Annotated in this window: 17 protein-coding genes; 8 read left to right on the plus strand and 9 right to left on the minus strand. The window is 60.7% G+C overall.

The window, feature by feature from the left end:
• From RTX98_RS00365 to RTX98_RS00395, 7 genes are all read left to right on the plus strand, one after another.
• Positions 1-564, plus strand: a 564-nt coding sequence (locus RTX98_RS00365; protein ID WP_312793804.1) for a NosD domain-containing protein, incomplete at its 5' end; no start/stop codon positions are given.
• Positions 561-1,472, plus strand: coding sequence for an ABC transporter ATP-binding protein (locus tag RTX98_RS00370; RefSeq protein ID WP_312793806.1), 912 nt, complete (start codon positions 561-563; stop codon positions 1,470-1,472). The genes RTX98_RS00365 and RTX98_RS00370, both read left to right, overlap by 4 nt.
• Entirely contained in the window at positions 1,469-2,296 is an 828-nt protein-coding gene (locus RTX98_RS00375; protein ID WP_312793808.1) for an ABC transporter permease, read from the plus strand. The genes RTX98_RS00370 and RTX98_RS00375 overlap by 4 nt, the downstream gene beginning before the upstream one ends.
• Entirely contained in the window at positions 2,293-2,871 is a 579-nt protein-coding gene (locus RTX98_RS00380) for a nitrous oxide reductase accessory protein NosL (RefSeq protein WP_312793810.1), read from the plus strand. The genes RTX98_RS00375 and RTX98_RS00380 overlap by 4 nt, the downstream gene beginning before the upstream one ends.
• Positions 2,864-3,859: an FAD:protein FMN transferase gene (locus tag RTX98_RS00385; protein ID WP_312793813.1), complete on the plus strand. Its 996-nt coding sequence runs from the start codon at positions 2,864-2,866 to the stop codon at positions 3,857-3,859. The genes RTX98_RS00380 and RTX98_RS00385 overlap by 8 nt, the downstream gene beginning before the upstream one ends.
• Positions 3,860-4,108: 249 nt before the next feature.
• A complete protein-coding gene (locus RTX98_RS00390; RefSeq protein ID WP_312793815.1) occupies positions 4,109-6,463 on the plus strand; it encodes an EAL domain-containing protein in 2,355 nt (784 codons plus the stop codon).
• A gap of 136 nt (positions 6,464-6,599) precedes the next feature.
• Positions 6,600-7,037, plus strand: coding sequence for a MarR family winged helix-turn-helix transcriptional regulator (locus RTX98_RS00395; RefSeq protein ID WP_312793817.1), 438 nt, complete (start codon positions 6,600-6,602; stop codon positions 7,035-7,037).
• An 81-nt stretch (positions 7,038-7,118) separates the two neighbouring features.
• Here the strand turns inward: RTX98_RS00395 and RTX98_RS00400 are convergent, their stop codons facing one another.
• The 9 genes from RTX98_RS00400 to RTX98_RS00440 form a co-directional block, all read right to left on the minus strand.
• A complete protein-coding gene (locus RTX98_RS00400; RefSeq protein WP_189501534.1) occupies positions 7,119-7,394 on the minus strand; it encodes an HU family DNA-binding protein in 276 nt (91 codons plus the stop codon).
• Positions 7,395-7,573: 179 nt separating this feature from the next.
• Positions 7,574-9,979, minus strand: coding sequence for an endopeptidase La (gene lon / locus RTX98_RS00405; protein ID WP_312793820.1), 2,406 nt, complete (start codon positions 9,977-9,979; stop codon positions 7,574-7,576).
• A gap of 298 nt (positions 9,980-10,277) precedes the next feature.
• Entirely contained in the window at positions 10,278-11,546 is a 1,269-nt protein-coding gene (clpX, locus tag RTX98_RS00410; RefSeq protein ID WP_189501532.1) for an ATP-dependent Clp protease ATP-binding subunit ClpX, read from the minus strand.
• A 340-nt stretch (positions 11,547-11,886) separates the two neighbouring features.
• Entirely contained in the window at positions 11,887-12,522 is a 636-nt protein-coding gene (locus RTX98_RS00415) for an ATP-dependent Clp protease proteolytic subunit (RefSeq protein ID WP_312793824.1), read from the minus strand.
• A 204-nt stretch (positions 12,523-12,726) separates the two neighbouring features.
• Positions 12,727-13,494: a glycosyltransferase family 25 protein gene (locus tag RTX98_RS00420; RefSeq protein WP_312793826.1), complete on the minus strand. Its 768-nt coding sequence runs from the start codon at positions 13,492-13,494 to the stop codon at positions 12,727-12,729.
• A gap of 8 nt (positions 13,495-13,502) precedes the next feature.
• Positions 13,503-13,862: a cupin domain-containing protein gene (locus RTX98_RS00425; protein ID WP_312793828.1), complete on the minus strand. Its 360-nt coding sequence runs from the start codon at positions 13,860-13,862 to the stop codon at positions 13,503-13,505.
• 40 nt (positions 13,863-13,902) lie between these two features.
• Positions 13,903-15,183: an O-acetylhomoserine aminocarboxypropyltransferase gene (locus RTX98_RS00430; protein WP_312793830.1), complete on the minus strand. Its 1,281-nt coding sequence runs from the start codon at positions 15,181-15,183 to the stop codon at positions 13,903-13,905.
• A 163-nt stretch (positions 15,184-15,346) separates the two neighbouring features.
• Positions 15,347-15,793: a CoA-binding protein gene (locus RTX98_RS00435; RefSeq protein ID WP_312793832.1), complete on the minus strand. Its 447-nt coding sequence runs from the start codon at positions 15,791-15,793 to the stop codon at positions 15,347-15,349.
• Positions 15,794-16,023: 230 nt separating this feature from the next.
• A complete protein-coding gene (locus RTX98_RS00440) occupies positions 16,024-16,845 on the minus strand; it encodes an enoyl-CoA hydratase (RefSeq protein WP_312793834.1) in 822 nt (273 codons plus the stop codon).
• Between the two features lie 121 nt (positions 16,846-16,966).
• On the opposite strand from RTX98_RS00440, the gene RTX98_RS00445 reads away from it, so the two are divergent.
• Positions 16,967-17,392 carry a PaaI family thioesterase gene (locus tag RTX98_RS00445; protein WP_416223035.1) on the plus strand — a complete coding sequence of 142 codons (426 nt, stop codon included), beginning with the start codon at positions 16,967-16,969 and terminating at the stop codon, positions 17,390-17,392.
• Positions 17,393-17,476: the final 84 nt, after the last annotated feature.

A 17,476-nucleotide genomic window follows, 5' to 3' on the forward strand; every position in this document is an offset into this window, starting at 1 on the left:
GTTATCGGCCGCATGCAGCCGGTGGAGCGTTGGCTGTCGGCTGGCGTGCAATCGAGCGAGCACGGCATGCCGAAGCTTGAGGCAGAGGACGTGGTCGCGGGCGCGAGCGAACGCCTCGGGCCGGAAAAATGCGTCTTCATCTACAACGCCAACAAGAACCGCTTCTTCGACAACAGCTTCGAGAATTGCTCCATCGGCATCCATTTCACGGCCGGTTCCGAAGGCAACACGATGAGCGGCAACGCCTTCATCAACAATCGCAACCAAGTCAAATATGTCGGCACCCGCTATATCGACTGGTCGAGCGAGGGTCGCGGCAATTTTTGGAGCGATAATCCCGCCTTCGATCTCGATGGCGACGGCATCGGTGACAACCCCTACCGGCCGAACGATCTGGTCGACCAAGTGCTGTGGACCTCTCCGCAAGCCAAGCTGCTGACCACGAGCCCTGCAGTGCAGGTGATCCGCTGGGCGCAATCACAATTCCCTGCCCTCCTGCCCGGCGGCGTAGTCGACAACCATCCGCTGATGGCGCCGAGAGCTGCGGAGAAAGACAAGCCATGACCGCAACCGTCGAGATCACCGGCGCCTCCAAGCGCTACAACAAGGTCGATGCCGTGCGCGATGTGGGCTTCACCTTAAATGCCGGCGAGACAACCGCGCTTGTCGGGCACAATGGCGCGGGCAAGACCACGCTGATCAAGCTGATGCTGGGCCTGATCCGCCCCACGACCGGCCAGGTGCGCGTGCTTGGCGAAGACCCGGCGCGCGGCGACTTCGCGGTACGCCAGCGGCTCGGCTACCTGCCCGAAAGCGTGTCGTTTCATCTGGCGCTGACGGGGCGCGAAACGCTGGCTTTCTATGCCCGGCTGAAGCGGGTCGACCTCAGATCCACCGACACATTGTTCGAGCGCGTGGGTCTGGCGCGCGAAGCGGCGGATCGGCCAGTGCGGACCTATTCCAAAGGCATGCGCCAGCGGCTAGGACTGGCGCAGGCACTGCTCGGCGAACCCGGCATCCTCTTGCTCGACGAGCCGACCAGCGGTCTCGATCCCGCGCTGCGCCGCAGCTTCTACGACCTCATCACGGATCTGCGCGCGCATGGCACGACGGTGCTTTTGTCCTCGCACGCGCTAACCGAACTCGAAGACCGTGCCGATCGCGTCATCATCATCAATCGCGGCTTGAAGATCGCCGACGGGACGCTGAATGAATTGCGCCACATTGCTCGATTGCCGACACAGATCAGTGTGCGGCTTGGCGAGGGCGTGGATGCGCCGGCCTTCATGAATGGCGATGCGTGGTGGCGAACCGGCAGCGGTGCGTGGGAAACGAACATCGGGGCCGCCGACAAGATCGCCCTTCTGCGCGATCTGACAGCCGAGCCATCACGCCTTGCCGCGCTGACGGTCGCCGAGCCCACGCTCGATGATCTTTATGCGCATTTCCTCAGCGGTCAGAACGAGCCATGACGAACATCCTCATCATCGCACGCAAGGAGATTCAGGAGGGCCTGCGCAACCGCTGGGTTCTGGCGACCACCCTGCTGCTCGCCGCACTCGCCTTGACGCTGTCGTTTCTCGGCGGCGCGCCGACGGGCAGCGTCGGCGTCAACAAGCTCGACATCGTGATCGTCAGCCTTTCGAGCCTGACGATCTTCCTGGTGCCGCTGATCGCGCTGCTGTTGTCGCATGATGCGATCGTGGGCGAAACCGAACGCGGCACCATGATCCTGCTGCTCAGCTATCCGCTGGGACGGAGCGAGGTCATCTTCGGCAAGTTCCTCGGCCATCTCGCCATTCTCGCCTTCGCGACCTTGTTCGGCTACGGCGTCGCTGCCGCTGCACTCGCCGTGAGTTCGCCCGACATCGGTCTGGAAAGCTGGCGTTCTTTTGCTTCGATGGTCGGCTCGTCGGTGCTGCTCGGCGCAGTGTTTCTGGCGATCGGCTATTTCGTCAGCACCCTTGCGCGGGAACGCAGCACGGCAGGCGGCATCGCGATCGGCATCTGGCTGTTCTTCGTGCTGATCTACGACATGGCGCTGCTCGGCGGGCTGGTTGCGGCACGTGGCCAGACGGTTCCGCCAATGCTGCTCGATATGCTGCTGGTCGCCAATCCGACCGATGCCTATCGCCTGCTCAACCTCGGCTCGGGCAGCGCCAGCGCCTTGTCCGGCATGGCCGGCATTGCAGGCCATACCGGCCTATCCGCACCCGTTCTGCTTGCAGCGCTCCTTCTCTGGACGCTGGTGCCGCTTGGCCTTTCGACGCTCGTGTTTTCACGGAGGGAAGTATGAGAACCGCTTGGGCAATCGCCGCGCTGGCGGCTTCGCTTCTGCTTGGTGCCTGCTCGGAAGAGAAGGTGGCGGAGATGCCGCCGCCTTTCGCGCTGACGGAAGAGGCCATGGGCCGCTATTGCGGCATGAACGTTCTCGAACATGCCGGGCCAAAGGGGCAGATCATCCTGGACAAGATCCCGGAAGCCATCTGGTTCTCGTCGGCGCGCGACGCGCTTGCCTTCACCATGTTGCCGGAAGAGCCGCGCAACATCGCCGCGATCTATGTGTCCGACATGAGCAAGGCGCCGAGCTGGGATCGGCCCGGAGCCGAAAACTGGATCGATGCCAAGACGGCGTTCTTTGTAATCGAGAGCCAGCAGCGCGGCGGCATGGGCAATGAGGAAGCCGTGCCGTTCAGCAAGGAGGGCGACGCTAACGCTTTCGTCTCGAAGCATGGCGGTCGCGTCGTCGGCTTCAACGATGTGCCGCAGCAATACATCCTGGGAAGCGGTGCGCCGGCGCAGGGCGGTGATGGTGATCCCATACCGCCCGAAGGTGAGCCTCACGACATGGGAGCGCATCATCATGGCTAGACCGATTTCGCGGCGCCGCGCCATCTCCATCATGGCCGCTGCTGCCGGTCTGCCGCTTCTCGGCACGCTGGGCGCGGCACGCGCGTCGCTTTCGCCGGTGATCTGGCGAGGACAGGCGCTCGGCGCCCCGGCAAAGCTGATCCTGAACCACCCGGATAAGGCAAAAGCAGAAGCACTGCTCCGCCGCGTGGTGACCGAAGTGGAGCGGCTGGAAGGCATCTTCAGCCTTTACCGGCCCTCGTCAACCCTGTGCGAACTCAATCGCCTTGGCGCCTTGCCGACACCACCGCAAGAGCTGGTCCAGGTCCTGAACGCCTGTCACGCTGCCTGGCAGACGACAAACGGCGCGTTCGATCCAACGATCCAGCCTTTGTGGACGCTGTATGCCCGTCACTTCTCGCTGCCGGATGCCGAGCCGACCGGCCCCTCAGCGCGGGACGTCGATCAAGTCCGATCCCGCATCGGCTTCGATGCCGTGCGCTTCAATGGCAATCGCATCGCCTTCTCGCGTCCCGGCATGGCGCTGACCTTGAACGGCATCGCGCAAGGCTTCATCACCGACGCCATTGTCGACATGCTCAAGGCTGAAGGCGTTACCAGCAGCCTAGTCGACATGGGCGAAAACCGCGCGATTGGCTCGAAAGAGGATGGCCTTCCGTGGCGGGTCGGTTTGGCCGATACCGAGATGGGCTTGGAGCCGGACACCGTGATCGACCTGGTCGACAAGGCGATCGCGACCACCTCAGGTGCCGGCTTTCACTTCGACCGGGATGGCCGCTTCAGCCATGTGCTGGACCCCCGCAGAGGTGCGGTACCCCTCACCTATCGCCGCGTCACGACGATTGCGCCGACGGCAACAATGGCCGACGCCTTTTCCACCGCCTTCAGCCTCATGGACGAGGCGACTTTACGCCAGCTGATCAAGACGACAAGCGGATTGGCCGTCTATATAGTGGACTGGAACGGACGGCAGACCTATATCGGTTGAGCGTCCACTTTCCGCTCCGGCCCTTCGTAAGCGTTGAACAAACTAGCCAGCTACGAAAATCAACGCCGAAAGTTGCATCGTCAGTTATTGACGATGCGTGCTCGGTTGGCCTCTTTTCTTCATCTCTGTATGACTTAGCTAGATGCGATCCTGGCGCGCGCCCTCGCGAGGGATGCGGCAGGCAGCCGAGGAACAGGTTCGACCGGCAAGGTCGGCCCTGATCCAGATGAGGGTGCCTGGACCTTTTCTATGTCTGCATCCTTTTTGCGGCTCGCAACCGAGCAATCCTTGGGGCTGGTCGCCGCAGCCCTTCTGATCTGCCTTGTCGGTTCCTGGCTGCTCGTCGGCTTGTTGCGCCGCTCGGCGCGCACACGGGGAACCGACCGCTACTGGTGGCTGTCCGCAACCGCCGTGGTTGCAGGTGTTACTGTTTGGACGACCCACTTCCTTGCCATGCTCGGCTATCGTGTCGACCTCGCGATGAATTACGACTTAGATTGGACGCTGCTTTCAATCGGCATCAGCGTTCTAACCGTCGGCGTGCCGCTGGCTGCGACGGTTTTTTTCCCGAGACAGCCGATCCGCATCACGCTGGGTGCGATCGCCGGCCTTGGCATCGGTGCCATGCACTTTACGGGTATGGCGGCCATTGTCGGATGTCTGCAAACGCAATCCCTGCCCGCGGCTGTTCTCGCCTGCCTCGCGGGTGCAGCCTGTTACGGCACCGCGATGGCGATTACCGGGCGTTTTCACACCCGCGTCGTCAAGACGCTTCTATTCACCACCGGCGTTTGCGCCACGCATTTCATTGCCATTTCCGGCGTTTCCCTGACGCAGGTGCCGGGCTTCCAGACCCTTGAGCATCTGAACCCGATACTAGGCGCGCTGACCGGCGGCGCTTCACTCACCCTGTTTGCCGGCGCAATGATTTCGCTGATCGCTTCCAAGCGTCTGCGTATCCAGGAACGCGCCCACACGACCATTCTGGCGACCGCGCTCGACAACATGTCGAACGGCTTGCTTTTCATTGGCGAAGATCATCGCCTGCGCTTGTTTAACGATCGCTTCCTCAAGATGTTCGACATCAGCAAAGGCGTCGTTCATCGCGGCATGACGGTTTCCGAACTGATTAGTGTGCTTGCGAAAAGCAGTTCCTGGGACGGGCAAGAGCGGCAGCGGATCACCCGGCGCGTTCAGAGCGTGATGAAGCTCGCTCAGTCCGAAACGTTCGAACACAGTTTTGCGGACGGGCGCCTGCTCGAAGTCGTCAGTGGGCCGGTGCAGGGCGGTGTCGTCATTACCTTCGACGACAAGACGGCTGAGCGTCAGGCGCAGCTCCGCATCGAACACATGGCTTATCATGATCCGCTGACTGCGCTTGCTAACCGGCGTGCGTTGCAGGAACGCATGGAAGAAGGCTTTGCGCCCAAGCGCCGCTACAAGCTGCTGCTGGTCGATCTGGATCGGTTCAAGGCCGTCAACGACACGTTCGGCCATTCGGTTGGCGACGAGCTTCTGGTCGCAGTCGCCGAGCGGATCCGCGATGTGACCGGCGGCGACGATTTTGTTGCGCGCTACGGGGGCGATGAACTGGCGGTTCTGGTTTATGGCGACCTCGACCTGTCCATGAGCGTCGCCAACAACATCGTCGACGCCATGAGCCGACCCTTTCTCATTCAGGATTTCACCCTATCGATCGGATGCAGCATCGGCATGTGCTGCACCGATGATGCGCAGGACGTAACCGAGCTGATGCAGCGCGCCGATCTTGCGCTCTACGAGGCCAAGCATGCCGGACGCGGACAAGCTTCCTGTTACCAATCGGGCATGCTGGAGCAGATCGCGGCGCGTCATCAGCTCGAGCAGGATATCAAGGCCGCGATCGAGCAGCGGCAATTCCACCTCGCCTATCAGCCGATCCTTTCGCTGCATGACGATCGCATCGTCGGCTACGAAGCGCTGATCCGGTGGGAGCATCCAACGCGCGGCCGCGTATCGCCAGCGGAGTTCATTCCGTTTGCAGAGGAAACCGGCCAGATCGTTGCGATCGGTCAGTGGGTGCTGGAAGAAGCCTGCCGCGAGGCCGCATGTTGGGCCGACGATCAGCACGTGGCCGTCAATATTTCGCCCGTGCAGTTCAAGTCGCCGTCGCTGCGCGCCCACATTGTCAGCGCACTCGACCGAAGCGGGTTGCCGCCTCATCGCCTGGAAATCGAGTTGACGGAAACTGCTTTGGTGGCCGATGGTCAGGCGCTCGCCCACATCCTGGGTGAAATTCGCGCTTTGGGGATCAAGGTTGCGATGGATGATTTCGGAACGGGCTACTCGTCTTTCGCCCATCTGCGCGATTTCCCGATCGACCGCATCAAGATCGACCGCAGCTTCGTTGCCAGCGCGGTGACCGACAGCCACGCAATGGCTGTTCTCAGGGCCATCACCCAGCTTGGACAGGACATGTGCGTGCCCACACTTGCTGAAGGCGTGGAAACGTTGGAGCAGCTCGAACTGGTGCGGGGCCTGGGATGCGATGACGTGCAAGGCTACTTGATCGGCAAGCCGGAACGCCTCGACACCTCGTCCATACCGCAGAAGAAGTGCGCTTGATGAAGCTGTGATCGAGGCTGAAGCGGCGACCTTGATCCCTAACGTCTGGCACATTGAGCCAGTCGCGAGTTCCGCAACCTAAATGTTAGCTATGCATTAGATAGCAACCTATTTATATCGTTGAAGGCGTTTGGCCATGAGTGAAGCTTCCGTGCGGTCTTCTTTCATGCCGCAACTCGGGGTGGTGACGCGCAAAATGCGCACGCTCTACGATGCGCGGCTGAAGGCACAAGACCTCACTCTTTCCCGTTCACGTCTGCTCTTCTACCTTTCCGGGCGCGAAGGAACGACCCAGAAGGAGCTGGCCAAGCTTATGGAAGTTGAGCAGCCTTCAATGGTGACGTTGATCGATGCCATGGAGAAGAACGGCTTTATCCGCCGCGTGGCGCTTTCAAGCGACCGACGCTCCAAGGGCATCTTCCTGACCGATCGCGCCCGTGAACAAACGGCGAAGCTGATGCGGCTGACGGACGACTTCAACGAGCTTGTGCTGGCGGGGATCGGTGACGACGAACTGAGCGTCGTTTCCCGCGTACTGCAACGCATGTCCGACAACATCAGCCAAGCCGACTGACTGCTCGTCCATTCATCGCCACGCTGCATAAAAAAGGGCGGGAATGACCCGCCCTTTGTGAACCACTGGTTTGAAACCAGATCAGCCGTTCACGGAATCCTTGAGGCCCTTGCCGGCCGAGAACTTCGGCACGTTGCGAGCAGGGATCTTCACTTCGGCGCCGGTCTGCGGATTGCGGCCGGTGGTGGCTTCGCGCTTGGAAACGCTGAAGTTGCCGAAGCCGACGAGACGGACGTCGCCGCCATTCTTCAGCTCTGCGGTGATCGCAGCGAAGACAGCGTCGACAGCAGCTGCAGCTTCGTTCTTGCCCAGGCTAGCGGACTCGGACACTGCGGCTACGAGTTCATTCTTGTTCATCGATCTCTCCCTCTCTCAGGTGTTGTCTCGAAAACTAGTTCAATCCGGCGGGACTCTAGGGATCCCAAGCACTTTACCCAAGCCGGAATCTGCGCCGGGGTAAAGCTTTTCCCGCTTTTCCAAGGCTTTTCACACGAAAAAAGCCGGGCTTGGAAGCCCGGCTCTCGTTTTTTTCCTGCTTAGTGGGCGAGCGACTTGCCCGCTTCTTCGCCAATCGGCTTCGGTGTTTCCACCGGCTCGACCCACTCAATCGCCGTCGGCATGCGAACCAGAGCGTGCTGAAGCACTTCGCCGATGCGGCTGACAGGGACGATCTCCATGCCGCTCTTCACATTATCCGGGATATCCGCCAGATCCTTGGCGTTTTCTTCCGGAATGATCACCTTCTTGATGCCGCCGCGGAGGGCTGCAAGCAGCTTCTCCTTGAGGCCGCCGATCGGCAGCACCCTGCCCCGCAATGTGATCTCGCCGGTCATGGCGACATCGGCGCGGATCGGGATGCCCGTCATGACCGACACGATCGCCGTCGTCATGCCCACACCGGCCGACGGACCATCCTTCGGCGTCGCACCTTCCGGCACGTGCACATGGATGTCGCGCTTGTCGAAGATCGGCGGCTCAATGCCGAAGTCGATCGCACGCGAACGGACGTAGGATGCCGCTGCCGAAATCGATTCCTTCATCACGTCCTTGAGGTTGCCGGTCACCGTCATCTTGCCCTTGCCGGGCATCATGACCGCTTCCACCGTCAACAGCTCACCGCCGACTTCCGTCCAGGCAAGACCCGTGACCACACCGACCTGATCGTCCATCTCGGCCTGGCCGAAACGGAAGCGCTGAACGCCGAGATAGTCGCCAAGGTTCTCGGCGGTCACATCGACCGACGGCTTCTTGGTGCGGATGATTTCGGTCACGGCCTTACGGGCCAGCTTCATCAGCTCACGCTCGAGGCTGCGCACGCCGGCTTCCCGCGTATAGGTCTGAATGATCAAACGCAGCGCATCGTCGTTAACCGAAAACTCCGAAGGCTGCAGCGCGTGATCTCGGATCGCCTTGGGCAGCAGGTGCCGCTTGGCGATCTCCACCTTCTCGTCTTCCGTGTAGCCGGCGATGCGGATGACTTCCATGCGGTCCAGCAACGGACCCGGAATGTTCATCGTATTGGCCGTCGTCACGAACATCACGCTCGACAGATCGTACTCGACCTCAAGATAGTGATCCATGAAGGTCGAGTTCTGTTCGGGATCGAGCACTTCAAGCAGAGCCGATGACGGATCGCCGCGGAAGTCCTGACCCATCTTGTCGATCTCATCGAGGAGGAAGAGCGGATTCGAACGCTTCGCCTTCTTCATCGACTGGATGACTTTGCCGGGCATCGAGCCGATATAGGTACGGCGGTGACCGCGAATTTCGGCTTCGTCACGCACGCCGCCGAGTGCCACGCGAACATATTCGCGTCCGGTTGCCTTGGCGATCGAGCGGGCCAGCGAGGTCTTGCCGACACCGGGAGGGCCGACGAGGCAAAGGATCGGACCCTTCAGCTTCTTCTGACGGCTTTGGACGGCCAGATATTCGACGATGCGCTCCTTGACCTTGTCGAGACCGAAGTGGTCGTTGTCGAGCACCTCTTCGGAGAAGGCCAGATCCTGCCGCACCTTGGAATTCTTGTTCCACGGGATCGACAGCATCCAGTCGAGATAGTTGCGCACGACGGTGGCCTCAGCCGACATCGGCGACATCGTTTTGAGCTTCTTCAACTCGGCATCGGCCTTTTCGCGGGCTTCCTTGGACAGGCGCGTCTTCTTGATGCGCGCTTCAAGTTCGGCTGCCTCGTCACGGCCGTCCTCACCCTCGCCGAGCTCCTTCTGGATCGCCTTCATCTGCTCGTTGAGGTAGTATTCGCGCTGCGTCTTCTCCATCTGCCGCTTGACGCGGCTGCGGATGCGCTTTTCCACCTGCAGAACCGAGATCTCGGCTTCCATGAAGCCCATCGCCTTTTCCAGGCGCTCGCGCACGGAAAGGGTCGCCAGCATCTCCTGCTTCTCAGGGATCTTGATCGCGAGATGCGAGGCAATGGTGTCGGCGAGCTTGGAATAATCGTCGATCTGGCTGGCGGCGCCAACCACTTCGGGCGAGATCTTCTTGTTCAGCTTGACGTAGTTTTCGAAGTCGGAAACCACCGAGCGGGCCAGCGCCTCGATCTCGACCTCTTCTTCCTCCGGCTCGTCAAGCGTCACTGCCTGCGCCTCGTGGAAGTCGCCACGGTCGGTGAATTCGGTGATCTTTGCGCGCGTCGTGCCTTCCACCAGCACCTTCACGGTGCCGTCGGGCAGCTTCAGCAGCTGGAGCACATTGGCAAGCGTGCCGACATCGAAGATCGCGTCGGATGCCGGATCATCGTCGGCAGCATTCATCTGGGTGGCAAGCAGGATCTGCTTGTCGGCGCCCATGACCTCTTCCAAAGCCTTGATCGACTTTTCACGGCCCACGAAGAGCGGCACGATCATGTGGGGGAAAACCACGATGTCGCGCAGCGGCAGGACAGCGAACGTTCCTGATCCGGAAGAGCGGGGAGTCTTGGTCATTGTCTTGCCTTTCACCTCGCCAACGCCTGATGGCCGAAAGCGAGTCTCATATTAACGGCCATGCCGCGGTCCGCCTACGGCTGATTTTTCATCAGCCACCTATCAGCACGGATCTTGCGGGAAACAGCCTGACAGGGTGTTAGGTGGCTATATCCACCAAGTGTTTCAAGCCTCCGCTCCCAGCGCCTTCGCACCGTTGCGGAAGATGGTTCGAGCCGCCAGGGACTGAAACGAAAAAGCCCGCCGGCGCCGCGAATAGTGCGGCGTCGGCGGGCTGATTCAGGTTCAAGCGGGAGCCTCAGGCGCTGACGCTGCCCTTCTCCTTCTCGGCATAGATGTAGAGCGGGCGTGCATTGCCCTGCACCACCTCATCTGAGATCGCGACTTCCTGCACGCCTTCCAGCGCCGGCAGCTCGAACATCGTGTCGAGCAGGATCGCTTCCATGATCGAGCGAAGGCCGCGTGCGCCGGTCTTGCGCTCGATGGCGCGCTTGGCGATCGCCGAGAGCGCACCTTCGTGGAAGGTCAGCTCGACATTCTCCATCTCGAACAGGCGCTGATACTGCTTCACCAGCGCGTTCTTCGGCTCGGTCAGGATCTGGATCAGCGCAGGCTCATCCAGGTCTTCCAGCGTCGCCAGAACCGGCAAGCGGCCGACGAACTCCGGAATCAGGCCGAACTTCAAGAGATCTTCCGGCTCCACCTGGCGGAACAGGTCACCCGAGCGACGATCTTCCGGCGAAGCAACGGTTGCGCCAAAACCGATCGAGGTCTTGCGGCCGCGATCCGAGATGATGCGATCGAGGCCGGCAAACGCGCCGCCGCAGATGAACAGGATGTTGGCCGTATCCACCTGCAGGAATTCCTGCTGCGGATGCTTGCGACCGCCCTGCGGTGGCACGGAAGCAACGGTGCCTTCCATGATCTTGAGCAGGGCCTGTTGAACGCCCTCGCCCGACACGTCGCGCGTGATCGACGGGTTGTCAGACTTGCGGCTGATCTTGTCGATCTCATCGATGTAAACGATGCCGCGCTGAGCACGCTCGACATTGTAGTCGGCGGCCTGAAGCAGCTTCAGGATGATGTTCTCGACGTCCTCACCGACATAGCCGGCCTCGGTCAGCGTCGTGGCATCGGCCATGGTAAAGGGCACGTCGATGATGCGGGCGAGCGTCTGCGCGAGCAGCGTCTTGCCGCAACCGGTCGGGCCGATCAGCAGGATGTTCGACTTGGCCAATTCGACGTCGTTGTTCTTCGTCGCATGCGCCAGGCGCTTGTAGTGGTTGTGAACGGCAACCGACAGCACGCGCTTGGCGTAAGGCTGGCCGATCACGTAATCGTCAAGAACCTTCAAGATCTCCTGCGGGGTCGGAACGCCCTCGCGGGACTTCACCATCGAGGTCTTGTTCTCCTCGCGGATGATGTCCATGCACAGTTCGACGCATTCATCACAGATGAACACGGTCGGGCCTGCAATCAGCTTGCGCACCTCGTGCTGGCTCTTGCCGCAGAAGGAGCAGTACAGCGTGTTCTTGGAGTCGCCGCCGCCGGTGCCCACTTTGCTCATCAAACTCGTCCTTTCGCTCAACCCGCCCGAAAGCGGCTGCTCATTCCTGGTGAGAAGAAGTCCTGTGCAGAGGGCTCACTGTTGAACAACCATCAATGGTCGCTGTTCCCGCGCACTAGGCTTCGCTTCGATTCCGGCAGATCGACAGCAAAGGTTCTAACGTCTTCTCGCCCACCTGATTTCCCGCGTACCGATTCCCGAGAATGGAATCTCCACGCCATAAGCTCAACATAGGCTTAACGTAGGCCTATGCACTCGCTGAGGGAACAAGAAATTGTGACAGAAATACCGCAGCCCTGCGGAAAGTCGCGGGCTGCGGCAGGACCTGCAAGGAAGCGCGTCAGGCCTTTGCGACCGCGTCTTCAATCGCTTCGCGGCTCGAAATGACCTTGTCGATCAAGCCGAAGTCTCTCGCTTCGTCGGCGGTCAGGAAGTGATCACGGTCGAGCGTGCGCTCGATCGTCTCATAATCCTTGCCGGTGTGCTTGACGTAAACCTCGTTCAAGCGGCGCTTCAGCTTGATGATGTCCTGCGCATGTCGCTCGATATCCGAAGCCTGGCCGGAGAAGCCGCCCGAAGGCTGGTGCACCATGATGCGGGCATTCGGCGTCGCAAAGCGCATATCCGGATGACCGGCGCACAACAGCAGCGAACCCATCGAAGCGGCCTGACCGACGCAGAGCGTCGAAACGGCCGGCTTGATGAACTGCATCGTGTCATAGATCGCCATGCCCGACGTCACCACGCCGCCCGGCGAGTTGATGTAAAGCGCGATCTCCTTCTTCGGGTTCTCGGCTTCAAGGAAAAGCAACTGCGCGCAAACCAGCGTCGCCATGCCGTCTTCCACCGGACCGGTGATGAAGATGATGCGCTCCTTCAGGAGACGCGAGAAGATGTCATAGGCGCGTTCGCCACGGTTCGTCTGTTCGACAACCATGGGGACGAGGCTCATGGCGCGTTCGACCGGATCTCTCATGGGTTTGTCCCTTTGTCAGGCTGGGATTTCCGTCGCCAAGCAGGCCGAATCACGGGAATCGAAGAGTGGAATTGCCAGACACAAATAAGGTGCCCTTGCCCGGCTTCGCAAGAGTGTCGCTGGAAGGTTCGCGGCCAGGGTTAAGTTGTCGGCCAGGCACAGGTTGTACCGATGCAATCGGACAAAAGGATCAGCCTGCGTGGATCAGGCAAACGGGACACGTAGATAGTGATGCGTGCCCCGTAGGCGGCTCGGTAAGGACGCGACGAGTTTCGCAAGCTTGCGAAGCCAACGCCGCAGTTCCCTGAACACTTTGGTGATGACTGAAGCGTTGCCGGGTCTATGGTGACGGATGACGCTGCCCATTTCGGTTCCATGAACCGCGCGGAACCGCTTTTCCTGCGCGACGACGGCCGGGACAGCCTGGATGATCAACGGGCTCGACACCAGCACAGCGCGTTTCCCGAACATGAAGAGATCGACCGGCTCGGAAAACGTCGTTGATCGTACCAGCAATTCGCCCGCAGCTTTCGCGGAAATGATGTAGCCGGCCGTGCCCGTATGTTCGCTGCAAAGACGCGCGAAGCGAACACGTTCCAGCGCTGCCAGCGTATTCGCCTCCACCGCAATCGGACGGCCGGACGTATCCAGCTTGAGGATGTGATTGCCTGCGCCAAGCTTCGCGGCGGCTTGCAGCACAGCCGGAAGATCCTGGCTGAGCCGCACGTCGTCTTCGAGCACCAGCGCCAGTTCAGCTCCCGAAGCGACAAGGCGGCGCCATGCCTCGCGATGACTGAGGAAGCAGCCCACCTCGCCCGGTCTAAGGCTATAGGAGGCATAGGGTGACAGATCAATCTTGTCGCCCTCAACCGCAGCCAGCCGCTCGGCCTGCAAACCCAGCGACTCGAGCTGCGCCGTCATGAACGCCAAGCGATCCGGCAAGTGATCGAGGTTGATCAGGAAGATCCGCATGGGCCGCCTCAGCTGGCTTGCGGCCGAAGGTGGATCACATACTCCTTGCGAGTCGTTTCAAGCACTTCCCATGTGCCTTTGAAGCCCGGCTTGAGGACGAAGCTGTCGCCCGGCTTGACCGTGCGCGCTTGACCATCATCCTCCGTGATGACGGAAAGGCCGCTCAGGATGTGGCAGAACTCCCATTCGTCATAGACAATGCGCCACTTGCCGGGCGTCGCTTCCCAGATGCCGGCACAGAGGCCCTCGGCCGTTTCTTCGGCATTCCAGGTGCGGAAGGTCGGCTGGCCGGAAATAATGCGGTCAGGCGCAGGCGCGCCGGCTTCCGGCTCGATCCCCGTCGTGTTGATGGCGGCAAAAAACGTCATTGGCGGCGTGTCTCCAGCCGCCAATGTTCAGGCAGCTCGTTTATAGCTTGTCAAACGACTGTGACAGATCTGCGATGATGTCTTTGACATCTTCGATGCCCACAGAAAGCCGCACCACGTCCGGTCCCGCACCCGCTGCCACCTTCTGCTCGTCCGATAACTGCCGGTGCGTGGTGGACGCCGGATGGATCACCAGCGACTTGGTATCGCCGATATTGGCTAGGTGCGAAAACAGTTCCAGCCCTTCCACGAACCGGACGCCGGCCTCGTAGCCGCCCTTCAAACCGAAGGTGAACACGGCGCCGCTGCCCTTGGGCGAATAGCGCTGCTGGAGCGCGTGGTTTGGGTCATCGGCCAAACCGGGATAGTTAACCCAGGCGACCTTGTCGTTCCCCTTCAACCACTGCGCGACGGCCAGGGCGTTCTCGCAATGCCGCTCCATGCGCAGCGGCAGCGTTTCCAGGCCGGTGAGGATCAGGAAGGCGTTAAAGGGCGAGATGGCCGGGCCGAAGTCGCGCAGACCGAGCACGCGCGCAGCGATCGCAAAGGCGAAATTGCCAAATGTCTCGTGCAGCTTGATGCCGGCATATTCCGGCCGCGGTTCCGACAGCATCGGGTAATTGCCGGATTTCGACCAGTCGAACGTGCCGCCATCGACGATGATGCCGCCGATCGAATTGCCATGGCCGCCGATGAATTTGGTGAGCGAATGGATCACCACGTCGGCGCCATGTTCGAACGGCCGGATCAGGTACGGCGTCGCCAGCGTGTTGTCGACGATCAGCGGCAGGCCGTGTTTGTGGGCAATCTCGGCGATACCGGCGATGTCCACAAAGGTGCCGCCGGGATTGGCCAGACTTTCGATGAACACGCCGCGCGTACGCTCGTCGATCAGCGGTTCGAAGCTCGCAATGTCGTCCGTATCGCCCCAGCGCACTTCCCAGCCGAAATTCTTGAAGGCATGGCCGAACTGGTTGATCGAGCCGCCATAAAGCCGGCGCGCCGCGACGAAATTGTCGCCGGGCTGCATGATATTGTGGAAGGTGAGCATCTGGGCCGCATGGCCGGATGCCGTAGCCAGCGCCGCCGTGCCGCCTTCTAACGCCGCCACCCTTTCTTCAAGCACGGCCTGCGTCGGGTTCATAATGCGGGTGTAGATGTTGCCGAAGGCCTGCAGTCCGAACAGCGACGCCGCATGGTCCGCATCGTTGAAGACGTAAGAGGTCGTCTGGTAGATCGGCGTCGCGCGCGCGCCGGTCGATGGATCAGGCTGCGCGCCGGCGTGAACGGCAAGCGTGTTGAAGCCAGGGGCGTCGGTCATGCAGGTTCCTCCTCGATGATGTCCGTCCTAACCAGCGACTATGCACCTTGCTTGTTGTCGAGTGCAAAGAACAAAGTTGCCGAACGGATCGTCAGAGATCGCCATCAGCGCCTTCGATCGGCCGGATGAGAGAACGCCATTCCTGAAGAGGGCAGATACCCGGTCAGCGGAAGGCTCTGATCTTCCCCGACAGGCGCGGATAATCGATCGCCGGGCAGCGGTTCATCACAACCTTGATGCCCTCAGCTTCCGCCTTGGCGCCAGCCTGATCATTGCGAATGCCAAGCTGCATCCAGATCACCTTCGGGCGGCGCTCCAAAGCCAGGATCTCGTCCACCAAAGCGGGAACGGCTTCCGAAGCCCGGAACACATCGACCATGTCGATGTCGTCCGATATATCGGCCAGCCGGCCGAACACCGGTTGCCCCAGGATTTCCTTGCCCACCTGGCCAGGATTGACCGGCAGGACGGTGTAACCGCTGCCAATCAGGAACCGCATCACGCCATAGGACGGACGCATGGCGTTCGGCGACGCGCCCACCACTGCAATGGTGCGAGTAGTGCCGAGGATTTCAGCAAGATATTCGTCGGAATAGCGGTCGTGATTCATTTGAATCCAAAATGATCTCGAAACGCTTCGAAAAGCTCACGAGCACTTGCCTCATCGAACTGCAAGCTCTGACTTACCTTGCCTGGTAGTTCGCGTGTAGGTCTGCCTACTGTGTTAATCTGCATCAGTTTACGACCATCTAAATCGTAGGTGAACAGCTGGGCATCCACCTCCTCATGCAGTGATATCCGTCCAATAATCTCACGAGAAAAGGTTGATACCCTAGCCATTCACTCCCCCGTCCATTCCGGCTTGCGCTTTCCGATGAAGGCGCCGATGCCCTCTTCCGCGTCGCGCGCCATCATGTTCTCGACCATGACGCGGGCCGTGTAGTCATAGGCGTCCGATAAGCTCATCTCAGCCTGCTTGTAGAAGGCTTCCTTGCCGATCTTCACCGTCAGAGGTGATTTGGAAGCAATGGCTTCGGCATATTTGTTCACGACCTGATTCAGGTATTCCGGCGGCACCACGCGGTTGATCAGCCCGAACTCGCGCGCCTCCGTCGCTTCGATCGTTTCGCCGGTGAGCAGCATCTCCATGGCCTGCTTGCGCGAGACGTTGCGGGTGAGCGCGACCATCGGCGTGGAACAGAACAGGCCGATATTGACGCCCGGCGTGCAGAAGGTCGCCTCCGTCGAAGCAATCGCCAGATCGCAGCTGGCGACGAGCTGGCAGCCGGCCGCTGTCGCCAGGCCTGCCACTTCGGCAATCACCGGCTTCGGATGATTGACGATCGCTTGCATGAGGTCGGCGCAAAGCCGCATTGTCTGCTCGAAGAAGGCACTGCCGCGATCGGGGTCGGCGCGATGCAGGGTGATTTCCTTGAGATCGTGCCCGCCGGAAAAGATGCGGCCAACAGCACTGATGACGATGACGCGCACGGCCTTGTCGTCGCGCGCTTTGTCCAGCAGCTCACGCAGCCGCTCCATGAGGGCGATCGACAAGGCGTTGGCGGGCGGCGAATCGAGGGTCAGGCGCAACACGCCTTTTTCCAGCACCTCGTGCACCGGGCCAGACTGGGTTTGCGGACGCAATGCGTGAACTTCAGCCATCGTTTCCTCCTGCTTTTGTTGCATCATATGCGCGCTTGAAGGGGATGTGCCAGTCATGGTTCATCTGGCAGGCGAGAGATTGAGGAGGACGATCTTGCCAGCCACCCCCATCCAGCCGGTGATGACATCGGATGAGATCAACGCCTTCATTGCCGAGATCTATCCGCACCTGAACGGCCAGACACGCGACTATGAGGTCGTTTCGGTAGCGCCCGGCGCGTGTACCGTGCGCCTGAATGCGACCGAGCGGCATCTGCGCCCCGGCGATACCGTGTCGGGCCCCTGCCTGTTCACGCTGTCCGACATCGGCGGTTATGCCTGCGTCCTCGCGCATGTGGGTCGCGAGGCGCTGGCGGTTACGACCAACCTTAACATCACCTTCATGCGAAAGGCGGGTCCCGGCGCAATTCTTGGGCGCACTCGCTTGCTGAAGCTGGGCCGAAGCCTTGCCATGTTCGACATCGAACTGGTGGCTGGTGAAGACGAAGCGGTGATCGCGCATGCGACAGGCACGTATGCCCTGCCGCAAAAGCGCGCGGTAAAATAATACCTCTACCATTATCCGCTTGTTTTGGTTGTATAAAGTGCTTTTTAGAGCTGCGTCGGTAGCCTTGACGCTGCGATATGGCTC

Origin of the sequence: Tianweitania sp. (assembly GCF_032053605.1) — a bacterium.
Classification (GTDB): domain Bacteria; phylum Pseudomonadota; class Alphaproteobacteria; order Rhizobiales; family Rhizobiaceae; genus Tianweitania.

Excerpts from the sequence above, each read along its gene's own strand:
- RTX98_RS00390 (WP_312793815.1), top strand. The coding sequence starts at position 4,109 with ATGTCTGCATCCTTTTTGCGGCTCGCAACCGAGCAATCCTTGGGGCTG.
- RTX98_RS00415 (WP_312793824.1), bottom strand. The coding sequence starts at position 12,522 with ATGAGAGATCCGGTCGAACGCGCCATGAGCCTCGTCCCCATGGTTGTC.
- lon (WP_312793820.1), bottom strand. The coding sequence starts at position 9,979 with ATGACCAAGACTCCCCGCTCTTCCGGATCAGGAACGTTCGCTGTCCTG.
- RTX98_RS00385 (WP_312793813.1), top strand. The coding sequence starts at position 2,864 with ATGGCTAGACCGATTTCGCGGCGCCGCGCCATCTCCATCATGGCCGCT.
- RTX98_RS00400 (WP_189501534.1), bottom strand. The coding sequence starts at position 7,394 with ATGAACAAGAATGAACTCGTAGCCGCAGTGTCCGAGTCCGCTAGCCTG.
- clpX (WP_189501532.1), bottom strand. The coding sequence starts at position 11,546 with ATGAGCAAAGTGGGCACCGGCGGCGGCGACTCCAAGAACACGCTGTAC.
- RTX98_RS00395 (WP_312793817.1), top strand. The coding sequence starts at position 6,600 with ATGAGTGAAGCTTCCGTGCGGTCTTCTTTCATGCCGCAACTCGGGGTG.
- RTX98_RS00375 (WP_312793808.1), top strand. The coding sequence starts at position 1,469 with ATGACGAACATCCTCATCATCGCACGCAAGGAGATTCAGGAGGGCCTG.
- RTX98_RS00420 (WP_312793826.1), bottom strand. The coding sequence starts at position 13,494 with ATGCGGATCTTCCTGATCAACCTCGATCACTTGCCGGATCGCTTGGCG.
- RTX98_RS00430 (WP_312793830.1), bottom strand. The coding sequence starts at position 15,183 with ATGACCGACGCCCCTGGCTTCAACACGCTTGCCGTTCACGCCGGCGCG.
- RTX98_RS00445 (WP_416223035.1), top strand. The coding sequence starts at position 16,967 with ATGACATCGGATGAGATCAACGCCTTCATTGCCGAGATCTATCCGCAC.
- RTX98_RS00370 (WP_312793806.1), top strand. The coding sequence starts at position 561 with ATGACCGCAACCGTCGAGATCACCGGCGCCTCCAAGCGCTACAACAAG.
- RTX98_RS00435 (WP_312793832.1), bottom strand. The coding sequence starts at position 15,793 with ATGAATCACGACCGCTATTCCGACGAATATCTTGCTGAAATCCTCGGC.
- RTX98_RS00440 (WP_312793834.1), bottom strand. The coding sequence starts at position 16,845 with ATGGCTGAAGTTCACGCATTGCGTCCGCAAACCCAGTCTGGCCCGGTG.
- RTX98_RS00380 (WP_312793810.1), top strand. The coding sequence starts at position 2,293 with ATGAGAACCGCTTGGGCAATCGCCGCGCTGGCGGCTTCGCTTCTGCTT.
- RTX98_RS00425 (WP_312793828.1), bottom strand. The coding sequence starts at position 13,862 with ATGACGTTTTTTGCCGCCATCAACACGACGGGGATCGAGCCGGAAGCC.